Origin of the sequence: Microbacterium panaciterrae, assembly GCF_039541635.1 — a bacterium.
In the GTDB taxonomy this organism is placed as follows: domain Bacteria; phylum Actinomycetota; class Actinomycetes; order Actinomycetales; family Microbacteriaceae; genus Microbacterium; species Microbacterium panaciterrae.
On the sequence record NZ_BAABGP010000018.1, the window covers coordinates 271,563 to 285,116 of the forward strand.

A 13,554-nucleotide genomic window follows, 5' to 3' on the forward strand; every position below is an offset into this window, starting at 1 on the left:
GGGCGACACTTGGAGTGTAAACATCGGATGTCTATACTGTCAACGCAGGGACCCATCGCCGTCATCGCTGCGACGGCGGATCCGTCCCGCACCCGTGAGAAGGCAGGAGAGCCATGAAGTTCGCGCGTCTGGGAGAGCCCGGATCCGAGATCCCGGTCATCATCGACGAGGGCCGCCACTACGACCTGAGGTCCGTGACCTCCGATGTGAACGGCGAGTTTCTCGCCGCGGACCCCGTCGGTCGCACCCGTGCGGCGCTCGACGCCGGCACCCTGCCGGAGCTGACGGGGGCGGACGCGCTGCGGATCGGATCCCCGATCGCCCGCCCCAGCGCGGTGATCTGCGTCGGGCAGAACTACGCCGCGCACGCCCGCGAGTCCGGGGCGGAGCCGCCCGCGGTGCCGATCCTGTTCCTGAAGACCCCGAACACGGTGGTGGGTCCCGACGACGCGGTGACCATCCCGCGCGGGAGCGAGAAGACCGACTGGGAGGTCGAGCTCGGCGTCGTGATCGGCGCCCGCACCGCCTACCTCGACTCCCCCGCCGAATCGGCCGCGCACATCGCGGGTTTCGTCGTCTGCAACGACGTCTCGGAGCGCACGTTCCAGATGGAAGTGTCCGGCGGGCAGTGGTCGAAGGGCAAGGCCGCGTTCGGCTTCAACCCGACAGGTCCGTGGTTGGTCACGCCCGACGAGGTCGACGTGCAGAACCTGCGGCTGCGCAGCTTCGTGAACGGTGAGCCGCGGCAGGATTCGAACACCGGCGACATGATCTTCTCCGTCGCGGAGATCGTGCACCACATCTCGCAGTACCTGACCCTGGAGCCGGGGGATCTGATCCTCACCGGCACCCCGCAGGGCGTCGCGTTCGGCGGGAAGTTCCCGTATCTGCGCGCCGGCGACGTGGTCGAGATCGACATCGAGGGCCTGGGATCCCAGCGCCAGGAATTCATCGCATGGAAGGCACAGCAGTGAGCGGACAGGTAGAAGGACTCGTCGCGATCGTCACCGGAGGCGCTGCCGGGATCGGCGCCGCGATCGCTGCGCAGCTGCACGCGCAGGGCGCACAGGTCGCCGTGCTCGACCGCGACGTGACGACCGCGGATCCGCGCTTCGCCGCCTTCACCGCGGATGTGTCGGATCGGGCGAGCGTCGATGCCGCCGTCGCCGCGATCGGCGAGCGCTTCGGCCGGATCGACATCGTGGTGAACAACGCCGGGATCGGCGCCCAGGGTGACATCACCGCGAACGACGACGACGAGTGGGCTCGCGTCCTCTCGGTCAACGTCACCGGGATCGCCCGCGTGACGAGCGCGGCTCTGCCCTGGCTGCGACGCTCCCCCGCTGCGGCGATCTGCAACACCGCGTCGATCGCGTCGACCACCGGGCTGCCGCAGCGGGCGCTGTACACGGCCTCGAAGGGCGCGGTCTCCGCGCTCACCCGTGCGATGGCCGCGGATCACCTGCGTGAGGGGATCCGCGTGAACGCGGTCAACCCCGGCACCGCCGACACCCCGTGGGTGGGCCGGCTGCTCGGCTCGGCCGCCGACCCCGAGGCCGAGCGCGCCGCGCTGCAGGCCCGCCAGCCGCACGGCCGCCTGGTCTCGCCGGACGAGGTCGCCGGCGCCGTGCTGTACCTCGTGAGCCCGGCATCGGGATCCACCACCGGCACCTTCATCGAGGTCGACGGCGGCATGGCGCGGCTGCGGCTGCGCGCGGAGTAGCCGCGGGCGGGGTGGGTCACGGCCTGCCGTTCGGGTCAAGGCTGAGAAGGACAGGCCCGTCTCAGGCCTGGGCGGCCTGGCGCAGCCAGCGCTCGATGCCGGCGATGTGCGCGGTTGCGAGCGAGGTCGCCAGGACCGGATCGCGCTGCGCGATCGCATCGGCGATGGCGCGGTGCTCCGAGAGCGTGCGCTCCACGGCACCCTGCTCGGTGAGGCCGCGCCATACTCTGGCCCGGATGGTCTGGCTCGACAGGCTCTCGATGAGGCTGGCCAGGTAGCCGTTGCCGGTCATTCGCACGATGTCCTGGTGGAAACGGATGTCGTGCGCGACGAGGTCGTCGATCGAGACGCCGGCATCCACCCCCTCGATCTCCTCCTGCAGTGCAGCGATCGCCTCGACGTCGCCGTGCGTCGCCGCGAGCCCCGTCGCCTGCGACTCCAGCATGCGACGCACCGCGAACAGCTCGAGCAGCGAGTCGTCGTCGTGCAGGTCGATCACGAAGCTGATCGCCTCCAGCAGCAGGTGCGGCTCGAGGCTCGTCACGTAGGTGCCGTCGCCCCGGCGCACGTCGAGCACCCGGATCACCTCGAGCGCCTTGACCGCCTCGCGCATGGAGTTGCGGCTGAGCCCCAGCCGTTCGGCGAGCTCCTTCTCGGGCGGCAGCCGATCCCCCGGCCCCAGCTCACCCGACACGATCATCGTCTTGATCTTCTCGATCGCCTCGTCGGTGACTGCCATAGCGCACATCCTCGCAGATTCATCGGATGTCTGCTCGCGACGGGCCGCGGAGTGCGGGAGGATGTCAGCGTGCGCGTTCTCGATTCCCATCTGCACCTCTGGGATCCGTCCCGGCTCGACTACGCGTGGCTCCGGGGTCCGCTCGCCACGCGGTTCGGGGCTGCGGAGCTCGCGGCGGCCCACGCCCGCACCGACGGCGACATCACCGCCGGCGATTCCGGCCACGCCGCCGCCGTGTTCGTGCAGGCCGACTGCGCCGAGGAACAGTTCCTGGACGAGGTGCGCTGGGTCGCCGAGAACGCCGAGCAGACCGGCGTGATCGGCATCGTCGCCGGCGCCCGGCTGGATCGGGGCGCCGAGACCGCAGACTACTTGGCGTCCCTCGCCGAGCTGCCTCTGGTCGTCGGCGTGCGCCATCTGCTGCAGGGCGAGCCCGACGGCACCGCCACATCCGAGACGTTCCTGACGGGAGCCGAAACCTTGGCGGCACGGGGATGGACGTTCGACGCCTGCATCCGCGAGCAGCAGCTGCCCGACGTCGACGTCCTCGCCACCTCCGTGCCGACGCTCCGGATCGTGCTGGATCATCTCGGCAAGCCCGCGGTCGGCACTGCCGCGGCTCCCCTCGCCCCGAGCGCGGACTGGATCCGTGGCATCCGCGCGGTGGCGGCGCATGGACAGGTGTCGATCAAGCTCTCCGGGCTCCCGGGCGAGGCCGGAGGATCCTGGACCGCCGCCCAGCTGATCCCGTTCCTCGATGTCGCCGCGGAGGCGGTCGGGCCGTACCACCTGCTCTGGGGCAGCGACTGGCCGGTCTCGGCGATCGGCGCGGACGGATACCGCCCAGCCGACCGCGACCGCTGGCTGCAGACGGTCGCCGACTGGGCCGTCGCGCGCGGACACGACGTCGACGCCATCCTCTGGGGCAACGCCGCGCGCATCTACCGGGTGGGCTGATCCGCCGAGCCCGCCGACCTGCGCGCTTAGGCTGGATCCGTGACACCGCGAGATCAGGGCGGTGCACGCGCGGGGGGATGACATGACCGATCCGACGACGCCGCCCGGCGAACCGGTGCCGGAGTCGGTGCCGGACTTGGCGTTCCCGCCGGTGCCGGAGCTCGCGCCGCCACTCGGACCGACGGCCCCGCCGTACGCTGCGTCCGCGGCGCAGGATCCGTCCTGGATGCCCTCCGCGCCGGTGTCGCACCCCGCCAGTGCGGCTCCGACACCTCCCGCTCCGGGCGGGCGCGGGCGATTCACGATCGCGCTCGCGCTCTCGGGAGCCGTGGTGCTCCTGCTGCTGATCGCGGTCTCGGTCGGGGCGATCCTTCTCATCACTCGAGGAAGCGGCACGACGGCGGCGCCCTCGAGCACCACGGCCCCCTCGGCGCAGCCGGGCACGGCGCCGAGCACGGCACCCGGCACGCGTCCGTCCGCTGCACCGTCGATCGGATCCGGATCATCCCCGGCTTCGGCCGAGGTCGAGGCGATGCTCGCCGACATGCTCGCGAGGTACAAGAGCTCGTCGCAGGACGGATCCCTCTGGCAGCGGATCCCGGACGACGAGCACAACCGCGTGGCCGTGCAGGCGTTCCTCTACCTCCTCACCGACATGCATTCGGCATTCCTCTGGGGCGTCGACGACGCGACCGCGCAGAAGTTCAAGACGGATGCGGAGACGCTGGAGGGGAAGCTCCTCGCGCAGCAGCCGCTCGGCACGAGCGTGAAGATCACCGGGAAGAACGGGACGTTCACCTACGACGGTGACACCGGCGCCGGCGGCTGGTCCTGACGCGGCAGCCCCGCCCGGCTACGCTCGATGGCATGACCGACTGGACCGGATCCGCCATCGCCATGCTCGAGGCGGATGCGAACCGCAGCGCCGACACGCACCTGCACGTGTTCCCGCTGCCGCCCGAGTGGGGCATCGACCTGTACCTCAAGGACGAGTCGGTGCACCCGACCGGATCCCTCAAGCACCGGCTCGCGCGGTCGCTGATCCTGTACGGGCTCGTGAACGGCCGCATCCATGAGGGCACGACGCTCGTGGAGGCGTCGAGCGGGTCCACCGCCGTCTCCGAGGCGTACTTCGCCCGTATGCTGGGCCTGTCGTTCGTGACCGTGGTGCCGCGCTCGACGAGCCAGGGGAAGATCGACCTCATCGAGTTCTACGGCGGCCGCTGCCACTTCGTCGACGCGGGAGCCGAGATGTACGCCGAGGCGGAGCGGCTCGCGGCCGAGTGCGGCGGCCATTTCCTGGACCAGTTCACGTACGCCGAGCGCGCGACCGACTGGCGCGGCAACAACAACATCGCCGAGAGCGTGTTCAGCCAGCTCTCCCGCGAGCGGCACCCGATCCCCAGCTGGATCGTCGTGGGCGCAGGTACGGGCGGCACGAGCGCGACGTTCGGCCGGTACGTGCGCTACCGCCTGCACGACACCCGGATCGCCGTGGTGGATCCGGAGGGCTCGGCGTTCTACGAGGGGTGGCGGTCCGGCGATCTCCGTTTCACGACCGGCACGCCGAGCCGGATCGAGGGCATCGGGCGACCGCGCGTCGAGCCGTCGTTCGTGCCGGGCGTCATCGACGAGATGATCCCCGTCGCCGATGCGGCCTCGATCGCCGCGATCCGGCTGCTCAAGCAGCGCACCCTGCACTGGGCGGGCGGATCCACCGGCACCAACCTGGTCGGGGCGTTCCAGCTGATCGCGCGGATGCTCGCGCGCGGTGAGCGCGGCAGCGTTGTGACGCTGATCTGCGACAGCGGCACGCGCTACCTCGACACGTACTACTCGGATGGGTGGGTCGCCGCGCAGGGCTGGGACCTGGCCCCGCACCGCGCCCGGATGGATCACTTCCTCACCACCGGAGAGTGGGACGAGGCCTCGCTCCTGCGGCGAGTCTGGTCGTGACGGCTGCACTCGCCTACGCTGGCGGCATGACCACGCTCATCCTCACCGTCGTCGGATCAGATCGTCCCGGCCTCGTCGCCACCGTCGCGCATATCGTCGACGAGCACGGCGGGAACTGGGAGAACAGCCGCCTGGCCGAGCTCGACGGCACGTTCGCGGGCGTGATCCAGGTCGCGGTCCCCGTCGAGCGGGTCGAGGAGCTCCGCGCCTCGCTGCACGGCCTGGACGGGCTGCTCACGATCGCGGTGCATCCGGGATCCGCCACCCCGCCCGCGGCGGAGGAGCGTCGCGAGCTGTCGATCCAGGTGCTCGGCAATGACCGGCCCGGCATCGTGCGAGACATCTCGGCCGTGCTGAGCGCGCACGCGCTGAGCATCGAGAGCATGACCACCGCGACCCGGGACGCGGCCATGGCGGGCGGACGCCTTTTCGAGGCGTCGGTCGTCGCGACCGTGCCGGGATCCGCCGCCCTCGATTCCCTGCGCGCGGATCTGGAGCGCATCGCAAACGACCTGCAGGTCGACATCACGGTCGACTGAGTCGCCCCTTCTACCCGCGAGACTGCAACTGGGCTGCGAGACTGCACCATATTGCTGCAGTCTCACCGCGCAGTTGCAGTCTCGCGGTCAGGCAGGACGGGTGTTGAAGGGGTGTCTCAGACCAGGCGCTGCTTCGGGGAGACCTCGTAGGTGTCGGCCGGATCGGCGTGCACCACGCCCGTGAGCGCTTCATCGATCGCGGCGAGGGTGTCGGCGTCGAGCACGACCCCAGACGCCTTCACCGTGTCGGCGAGCTGCTCCGGACGCGAGGCGCCGACGAGCGCGGCGGCCACGTTCTTGTTCTGCAGCACCCACGCGATCGCGAGCTGCGGCATCGTCAGGCCCGCCTCGGCCGCGATCGGCTTCAGCCGCTGCACGGCCGTGAGGATGTCGTCCTGCAGGAAGTGCTGGATGAAGTGCGCACCGGAATGCGGATCCATCGCACGGGATCCGTCCGGCACGGGCTGACCGGGCAGGTACTTGCCGCTGAGAACGCCCTGCGCCATCGGCGACCACACGATCTGCGAGATGCCGAGCTCTTCCGAGGCCGGGACGACCTTGCCCTCGATCACGCGGTGCAGCATCGAGTACTGCGGCTGGTTCGAGATGAGCTGGACGCCCAGCTGGGTCGCGAGCGCGTGCCCCGCGCGGAGCTGCTCGGCCGTCCACTCGGACACGCCGATGTAGAGCGCCTTGCCCTGGCGCACGATGTCGGCGAACGCCTGGAACGTCTCCTCCAGCGGCGTCTCGTAGTCGAAGCGGTGCGCCTGGTACAGGTCGACGTAGTCGGTGCCCAGCCGTTTCAGAGATCCGTTGATCGATTCCAGGATGTGCTTGCGGCTGAGCCCGGTGTCGTTCGGCCCCTTCGGACCGGTCGGGAAATAGACCTTCGTGAAGATCTCCAGGCTCTCCCGGCGCTGGCCGGCGAGCGCCTTGCCGAGCACGACCTCCGCGGCCGTGTTGGCGTAGGTGTCTGCGGTGTCGAAGGTGGTGATGCCGGCGTCGAGCGCGGCGTGCACCGTCTTGACCGCGGCGTCGTCCTCGACCTGCGAGGCGTGGGTGACCCAGTTGCCGTACGTGATCTCGGAGACCTTGAGACCGCTGTTGCCCAGGTGACGATAGTTGACCATGGATCCAGCCTAAGCGTGTCCGGTCACAGGCCGGGTCGGATCCCCGCCGGCTCGCGGATTAGACGCGGGCGACTTCGGGATGCGCCGATCCGGCGCCGGGATGAGCCGACCCGACGCCGGGGTGGGCGGATCCGACTCCCGGATGCGCCGGCACGGGCCAGGACGGTGCGCCGGACGACATCGGCGGAGTCGGTGCGACGTGCGCTGCCGGCACGTCAGGATCCGCGACCGCGTCAGGATCCGTCACCGCGACAGGATCCGCGACCGGCGCGGACGGCGCACCCGCCGCTGCACCCGCGACCTCGGCCTCGTGCGCGTCGGCGAACGCGCGTTCCTTCGCCTCCTCGGCGATGATCGCGGCACGGTCGCGGTAGCCCCGCGAGGTGACCCGGTCGAGCTCGACCTGCTTCGCGATGGTCTCGGCCTTCTCGTAAAGCGACGGGTCGCCCCAGCTGGTGAGCACCTTCACGATCACCGGCAGCAGCTCGATCATGAAGAACAGCGCCGCGATCAGCCAGTGCGCGAAGCCGAGCACAGGCTCCTTCGCGGACAGCCGGTCCAGCGCCGAGATCTGGCTGAGCAGGCCCACCGCGTTCGCGTTCGTGCCGGCCACCGAGGCGGCCCGGGCGTTATAGGCGTCGAGTGCCGTCTTGTAGGCCTGCTCGGCGGTCGGGATCTGATCCTTCGCCTGCTGACGGTTCTGCGTCTCGGTCGCCGAGGTCGCCGTCTTCGACGAGCTGTCCGCGGACTGCAGGTCGGTGTTGGCCTGGCGCAGCTGTGCAGCGAGCGCGTCGTAGGTCTGCTGCGCCTGGTCGAGCTGGGACTTCGCCGCGGCCGAGCTCGCGCCGTCGCCCTGCACGCCGGTGCAGCCGGGCACGGTTCCCGCGCCCTGTCCGGTGAGCTCGCACTGGTAGAGCGCGCGGGCCTGGTCGATGACCTTCTGCTGATCGGACATCTGTGCGGTGATCTTGGTGACGGTGTCCTGCGCGGCCTTCTGCGAGGCGGAGTCGCTCGACGTGCCCTTCACGATGCCGGTGGACGCCTGGTTCTGCAGGTCGGCGAGGCGGGCGGAGGCCGCGTCCAGCGCCTTCTTCTCGGGACCGGTGGCCACGGCCTTCTGGTCGCTCTGCGCCTGCACCAGGTTGGTCGCGGTGACCTCGCGCGAGATGTCGTTGTGGAACGCCTGCAGCACGATCGGCTCGGCGACGACGAACCCGATGATCGCCGCCATCAGCACACGCGGGATGGCGAGCCCGATGAGCCGCCACGCGTTGTGGGTGGAGCGCATGGTCGAGGTGAGGAAGCGGTCCAGGTTGAAGATCAGCAGCGCCCACACGATCGAGAGCGGCACGGCGATCCAGACGAGCACCTGCACGCCGGTGGTGAGCGCGAACAGCATCGACAGCGCCGAGACGAGAGCGGTGCCCGCGAGCACGAAGAACATCTGCACGAAGCGCGGCTGCTCGCTGGGCACGCGATCCAGGATCGGACCATCGGCGCCGCCGAGGATCGCCAGCTTCCGCAGGAACCATCCGTCAGGACGGGGCACGCGCGGCGGCTTCGGGGTGCGCGCCGGCTTCGCTGCGCGCGGCGGCCGTGACACGGCGACCGGATCCGGATCCGCTGCCACGGCGGACGCCGGTGCGATCACGGACTCGGGCGCTACCGGCGCGGGCGGACGGGGAGTGCTGATCGGCGTCGTCGCGGCCTCGCCGATGAAGGGGTCCTCGACCGGCTCGGCCGGAGCGGTCGGCGTCGCGGCGGCGTCGGATCCGCCTTCGGGAGCGTAGTCGCGAACGAAGTAGAGGGGGTCCGCGGTCTCGTCCGCGGGGTCGGTCTGCCCATCGACGTCGAAGGCGATCCGGCCCTGGGAATCCATGCGGCCGGGGCGATGAGCGGAATAGGACATCCGTCTACCGTACGAAAACCCGCCTGGAAGAGCGGTGGACGAACCCTGGACAGCACCCCGGCGGATCCGAGGTGCCGGCTATGGGCGAGTCGTCGCCGCCCGCGGCGTCAGTCGCTACAGGTGGGTCGTGGGGCGTGCGCCACCGGCTCCTCAGTGGCACGCTGGTGACCATGAAGACCCTGCTGCTGGCACGTCATGCGAAGTCGGATTGGGACATGGCGGGCCTGAGGGATCATGACCGGCCGTTGAACGCCCGGGGTCGCCGTGACGCCCCGCTGATGGCGCGACGACTGAGCGACGCGGGCGTCGGCCTGCAGCGAATCGTGTCGAGCACCGCGACCCGCGCGCACAGCACGGCCGCGCGGTACGCGGCGGCGTTCGGGCTGGCCGTGTTCGACGAGCCCGCCCTCTACGCGGCCTCCGCCCGCACGATCCTCGCGGTCGCGTCCGGCCTGCCCGACGACCTCGAGGTCGCGATGCTGGTGGGCCACAACCCCGGGATGGCGGACGCGGTGGCCGAGCTCACCGGCTCGTTCGTGGAGTTCCCCACCTGCGCGGTCGCCGAATGCGTGGTCGAGGTCGGCTCGTGGAGCGAGCTCATCGAGGGATCCGGGACGCTGCGGCGTCTGCGCACCCCGCGTGCAGGCGTCACGGACCGTCGGGGCTCTCCGACTCGACCCACGCCTTGATGATCTTCATGTTCCTGGGGATCTGGGACTCCATCTTGCTGATGAAGGCCCTGCCGAAGAGGTGGCCGATGCCCCTCGGCTCGATCTCGAACTCATAGGTGAGTTCTGTTCCGTCGCCGGTGGTGGCGAAGCGGGCCGTGGAGGTGATCGACAGCGGCCCGCCGTTGCGGTAGGTCACCGCATTCGGTCCGTCCAGGGCGATGCACTCCAGGGTCAGCGTGGGCCCACCGCGCCATTTCTGCCGGCACCTCCAGCCGACCCGCAGCGCGCCGCCGTCGACCGGGGTGAAGCTCAGGCAGTCGTCGTTCCACTTCAGCTCGTTGGCCCGGTCCGAGAGCAGGGCGAACGCCCGCTCCTGTGCGACCGCGAGGTCAACGGTGTCGGTGATCACAGTCATCTCGCACCTCTTTACTATAATTGACTCTAGTGGGAACTATAGTACGATCTGACCGACACCGCGAGAGGAGAAAACCGTGACGGATCGCCAACGGGTGCGGCGGGGGGACGGTCGCGAGCGCGCGCTCGACGCCGCCTACCGACTGTTCCTCGAGCAGGGCTATGACGGAACGACCCTGCGCGAAGTCGCCGCCGCGGCGGGCGTCGCCGAACAGACGATCTACTACCTGTTCGGCAGCAAGGAGCAGCTGCTGCGCGAGACGGAATCGCGCTGGGTCCTCGGAGGCACCCCCCTCACCACGTGGCGCGACGCTCCGTGGGCGGGCGAGCTGCTGGCCGAGACGGATCCGCGGGCCCTCATCGCACGGTTCGTCCTCGTCGACGGTCAGATCAAGAAACGACTCGCCACCTGGACCGTGGCCGTGGGACGCGCCAGCCCGCCGTCACCACAGAACTTCCACGGACGCGACGAGTTCTTCGCGTTCCTCGTCGATCGCACGGCAGATCTCGCCGAGGGCAACCGCACGATGGCTCGGGAGCGCACGATCGACGCCGTGCGCGTGCTCAACTCGCTTGAGAACTACATCGAGCTGACGACGCGCCGGATGTGGTCGGACGACGAGTGGGCCGAATGGATCACGGCCGCCCTGTCCTGGCTGCTCATCGACGGCTGACCGATTCCTCCGAGTCGTCCCCCTCAGCGCACGCCATGGGGTGCGCTGAGGGGGACGACTCGAGGGTGAGGGGCTCCCGGCGAGCGGGCTCAGGCCATCGCGGCGGCCGCGGCCTCGTCCTCGGTCGTCGCGACGAGCTGTCCGCACGCGCCGTCGATCTCCTTGCCGCGGGTGTCGCGCAGGGTGGTCGGGATGCCGGCGTCGTTCAGGCGGCGGACGAACTCGTCCTGCACGTTCTTCTCCGAGGCGGTCCAGATCGATCCCGGCGTCGGGTTCAGCGGAATCGGGTTCACGTGCACCCAGCCGCGGCCGCGCGCGTTCAGCTTCTCCGCGAGCAGGTCGGCGCGCCAGGCGTGGTCGTTCATGTCCTTGATGAGCGCGTACTCGATCGAGACGCGACGACCGGTCTTCTCGAAGTAGCGGCGGGCGGCGTCGAGCGCCTCGTCGACCTTCCAGCGCGAGTTGACCGGGATCAGCTCGTCGCGCAGCTTGTCGTCCGGGGCGTGCAGCGAGAGCGCGAAGGTGACGGGGATGTCCTCGTCCGCGAGCTTGTTGATCGCGGGCACCAGCCCGACCGTCGACACGGTGATACCACGCGCGCTCATGCCGAGGCCCTCGGGCTGCGGCGCAACCATGGAGCGCACCGCGTCCATCACGCGCTTGTAGTTCGCGAGCGGCTCGCCCATCCCCATGAACACGATGTTGGAGACCCGCTCCATGGAGTGGTCGTCGGCCTTCTTGCCGCCCAGACCGCCCTCGGCGATGAGCCGGTTGGCGCGCACGATCTGCTCGACGATCTCGGCCGTGGACATGTTGCGGGTCAGACCCGCCTGTCCGGTGGCACAGAACGGGCAGTTCATGCCGCAGCCGGCCTGGCTCGACACGCACAGCGTGATCCTGCCCGGGTAGCGCATGAGCACCGACTCGACGAGCGCGCCGTCATGCAGCCGCCAGAGGAACTTGATCGTGTCGCCGCGGTCGGTCTCGAGGCGCCGCACCTCGGTGAGCAGCGGCGGCAGCAGGCCCGCGACAAGCTCGTCGCGCTGCGCGGCGGGCAGATCCGTCATGTGCGCGGGATCCGACGTGTAGTGCGTGAAGTAGTGCGTCGCGAGCTGCTTGGCGCGGAATCCCGGCAGGCCCAGCTCGGTGACCTTCTCGATGCGCTCGGCCGGCGTCAGGTCGGCGAGGTGCACCGGCGGCTTGCCGCGCTTGGGGCTCGCGAACTGCAGCAGCGGGCGCCCTTCGGCATCCTTCTTCTGCGTCCATCCCTCGGTGGCGGGGCGCACCTGGGCGGATCCTGTCCCGCGCGATCCGGAAGATGCGGGCGCGGTCGAGCGCGCGGACGCAGGCGTGTCGGTCATGTTCCCAGGGTACGGCCTGGCGGGTGCGAAGGTCCTGGGCGGACGCGCGAGGATCCGGCCGCCCATCCGGAATCTCGGCGCTGACCGAGGCGGATCCGAGCGGGGTCAGTGCCGTCCGGTGATCACGTCCGCGACGTGCGCGATCGGCGAGGTGGTCACCCGGCCGGCCAGCTCCGACCGGTCGGCCATGCCGTACGCGGCATAGAGGCCTTTCGTGGCGATCCAGCGCAGCGGTTCGGGCTCCCAGCGGCGCGCCCGGTGGTTCACCCAGGGCAGCCCCGCGATCTCGGAGTCGTTTTCAAGGATGAGGTCGGTGATCGTGCGGCCGGCGAGATTCGTCGCGGTCACGCCCGTGCCGACGTATCCGCCGCCCCAGGCGATCCCGGTGGCACGGTCGAGGCCCACGGTCGCCGCCCAGTCCCGCGGGACGCCGAGCACTCCTGACCACGCGTGATCGATCGCGACGTCCGCGGTCGCCGGGAAGAGGCGGTGCAGGATCCCACGCAGCGTCTCGACGGTCGCAAGCGGCGTCTGGCCGTCGGTGTCGGTCTTCGATCCGTATCTGTACGGCACTCCGCGGCCGCCGATCGCGATCCGGTCGTCGGCGGTGCGCTGCGCGTACATGTACACGTGCGCGAAGTCTCCGAGCACCTCGCCCCGGCTCCAGCGCAGCTCGTCCCAGACCGCGGCGGGCAGCGGCTCGGTCGCGATCAGCGAGGAGTTCATCGGCAGCCAGAGCCGGTGCAGGCCCTTCAGGTTCGCGGTGAAGCCCTCGGTCGCGCGCACGATGTGCTCGGCCGAGACGGTGCCGTGGGTCGTGCGCAGCCGGTGCGGCGCGATCTCGACGACACCGGTGCGTTCGTAGATCTCGACCCCCAGGCGTTCGACGGCGTCCGCGATCCCGCGCACCAGCTTCGCCGGCTGGATCCGGGCCGCATGCGGGTGCCAGACCGCGGCGCGCGTCCCCGCGACGGCGATCTTCGCCGTCGCAGCGCCGGCCTCGAGGAGCTCGAGGTCGGTGTGCCGCCAGGCCTGCTCGGCCGCTGCGAACGCGCGGATCCTGGCCTCCTGCGCCGGCGTGTAGGCGACGTTGAACTCGCCGCCCTTTGTGATGTCGGCGTCGATCCCCTCCGCCGCGGCGACCCGGATCACCTCGTCGACGGTCTCGTTCATCGCACGCTGGAACCGCTCGGCCGCGTCGCGCCCGTGTGTGCGCACGTACTGCTCGCGCCCGCCCGTGACCGAGTTCGTGAGCCACCCGCCGTTGCGCCCGGACGCGCCGTAGCCCGCATGCCGCTGCTCGATCACCGCGATCCGCAGCTCGGGCCTGGCCCGCTTCAGGTAGTACGCGGTCCACAGCCCGGTGTAGCCGGCGCCGACGATCGCGACGTCGACGACCAGATCACCGGGCAGTTCGGGGCGCGGCGCCGGGGCGCCGATCTGCTGCCACCAGTGCGAGACGTTGCCGTTGATCATGAACG

At 70.3% G+C, this 13,554-nt stretch carries 14 protein-coding genes; 8 read left to right on the forward strand and 6 right to left on the reverse strand.

Annotation, left to right across the window (positions count from 1 at the left end):
* Positions 1–113 precede the first annotated feature (113 nt).
* Both ABD882_RS13905 and ABD882_RS13910 read left to right on the forward strand, forming a co-directional pair.
* Positions 114–974 (forward strand): fumarylacetoacetate hydrolase family protein, encoded by an 861-nt coding sequence (locus ABD882_RS13905; RefSeq protein ID WP_345187903.1) that lies wholly within the window; start codon positions 114–116, stop codon positions 972–974.
* Positions 956–1,723: an SDR family NAD(P)-dependent oxidoreductase gene (locus ABD882_RS13910; RefSeq protein ID WP_345187905.1), complete on the forward strand. Its 768-nt coding sequence runs from the start codon at positions 956–958 to the stop codon at positions 1,721–1,723. Before ABD882_RS13905 ends, ABD882_RS13910 begins: the two co-directional genes overlap by 19 nt.
* Before the next feature lie 61 nt (positions 1,724–1,784).
* Here the strand turns inward: ABD882_RS13910 and ABD882_RS13915 are convergent, their stop codons facing one another.
* Positions 1,785–2,462 carry a FadR/GntR family transcriptional regulator gene (locus tag ABD882_RS13915; RefSeq protein WP_345187906.1) on the reverse strand — a complete coding sequence of 226 codons (678 nt, stop codon included), beginning with the start codon at positions 2,460–2,462 and terminating at the stop codon, positions 1,785–1,787.
* A gap of 69 nt (positions 2,463–2,531) precedes the next feature.
* Between ABD882_RS13915 and ABD882_RS13920 the strand changes: the two genes are divergently transcribed.
* The 4 genes from ABD882_RS13920 to ABD882_RS13935 all read left to right on the forward strand — a co-directional run bounded on the left by ABD882_RS13920 (position 2,532) and on the right by ABD882_RS13935 (position 5,914).
* Positions 2,532–3,419 (forward strand): amidohydrolase family protein, encoded by an 888-nt coding sequence (locus ABD882_RS13920; RefSeq protein ID WP_345187908.1) that lies wholly within the window; start codon positions 2,532–2,534, stop codon positions 3,417–3,419.
* 82 nt (positions 3,420–3,501) lie between these two features.
* Positions 3,502–4,254, forward strand: coding sequence for a superantigen-like protein SSL4 (locus ABD882_RS13925; RefSeq protein ID WP_345187909.1), 753 nt, complete (start codon positions 3,502–3,504; stop codon positions 4,252–4,254).
* Positions 4,255–4,286: 32 nt separating this feature from the next.
* The gene (gene cds1, locus ABD882_RS13930) at positions 4,287–5,375 is read left to right on the forward strand and encodes an L-cysteine desulfhydrase Cds1 (protein ID WP_345187911.1); all 1,089 of its coding nucleotides are present in this window, start codon (positions 4,287–4,289) and stop codon (positions 5,373–5,375) included.
* Between the two features lie 26 nt (positions 5,376–5,401).
* Positions 5,402–5,914: a glycine cleavage system transcriptional repressor gene (locus ABD882_RS13935; protein ID WP_345187912.1), complete on the forward strand. Its 513-nt coding sequence runs from the start codon at positions 5,402–5,404 to the stop codon at positions 5,912–5,914.
* 116 nt (positions 5,915–6,030) lie between these two features.
* Here ABD882_RS13935 and ABD882_RS13940 read toward each other — a convergent pair whose 3' ends face one another.
* On the reverse strand, positions 6,031–7,044 hold the full coding sequence (locus ABD882_RS13940) for an aldo/keto reductase family protein (protein ID WP_345187913.1): 1,014 nt from the start codon (positions 7,042–7,044) through the stop codon (positions 6,031–6,033).
* A 58-nt stretch (positions 7,045–7,102) separates the two neighbouring features.
* On the reverse strand, positions 7,103–8,953 hold the full coding sequence (locus ABD882_RS13945; protein ID WP_345187915.1) for a DUF4407 domain-containing protein: 1,851 nt from the start codon (positions 8,951–8,953) through the stop codon (positions 7,103–7,105).
* 170 nt (positions 8,954–9,123) lie between these two features.
* Between ABD882_RS13945 and ABD882_RS13950 the strand changes: the two genes are divergently transcribed.
* Positions 9,124–9,642 (forward strand): SixA phosphatase family protein, encoded by a 519-nt coding sequence (locus ABD882_RS13950; RefSeq protein ID WP_345187916.1) that lies wholly within the window; start codon positions 9,124–9,126, stop codon positions 9,640–9,642.
* Here ABD882_RS13950 and ABD882_RS13955 read toward each other — a convergent pair.
* Positions 9,602–10,039 (reverse strand): SRPBCC family protein, encoded by a 438-nt coding sequence (locus ABD882_RS13955; RefSeq protein ID WP_345187917.1) that lies wholly within the window; start codon positions 10,037–10,039, stop codon positions 9,602–9,604. The two genes, ABD882_RS13950 and ABD882_RS13955, sit on opposite strands and share 41 nt — an antisense overlap.
* A 76-nt stretch (positions 10,040–10,115) precedes the next feature.
* Here ABD882_RS13955 and ABD882_RS13960 point away from each other — a divergent pair, with 76 nt between their 5' ends.
* Complete coding sequence (locus ABD882_RS13960; protein WP_345187918.1) at positions 10,116–10,712, forward strand: TetR/AcrR family transcriptional regulator; 597 nt, start codon at positions 10,116–10,118, stop codon at positions 10,710–10,712.
* 89 nt (positions 10,713–10,801) lie between these two features.
* Here ABD882_RS13960 and rlmN read toward each other — a convergent pair whose 3' ends face one another.
* Positions 10,802–12,073, reverse strand: coding sequence for a dual-specificity RNA methyltransferase RlmN (gene rlmN, locus ABD882_RS13965; protein ID WP_345187919.1), 1,272 nt, complete (start codon positions 12,071–12,073; stop codon positions 10,802–10,804).
* A 105-nt stretch (positions 12,074–12,178) separates the two neighbouring features.
* A complete protein-coding gene (locus ABD882_RS13970; RefSeq protein WP_345187920.1) occupies positions 12,179–13,549 on the reverse strand; it encodes an NAD(P)/FAD-dependent oxidoreductase in 1,371 nt (456 codons plus the stop codon).
* Between the last annotated feature and the right edge of the window lie 5 nt (positions 13,550–13,554).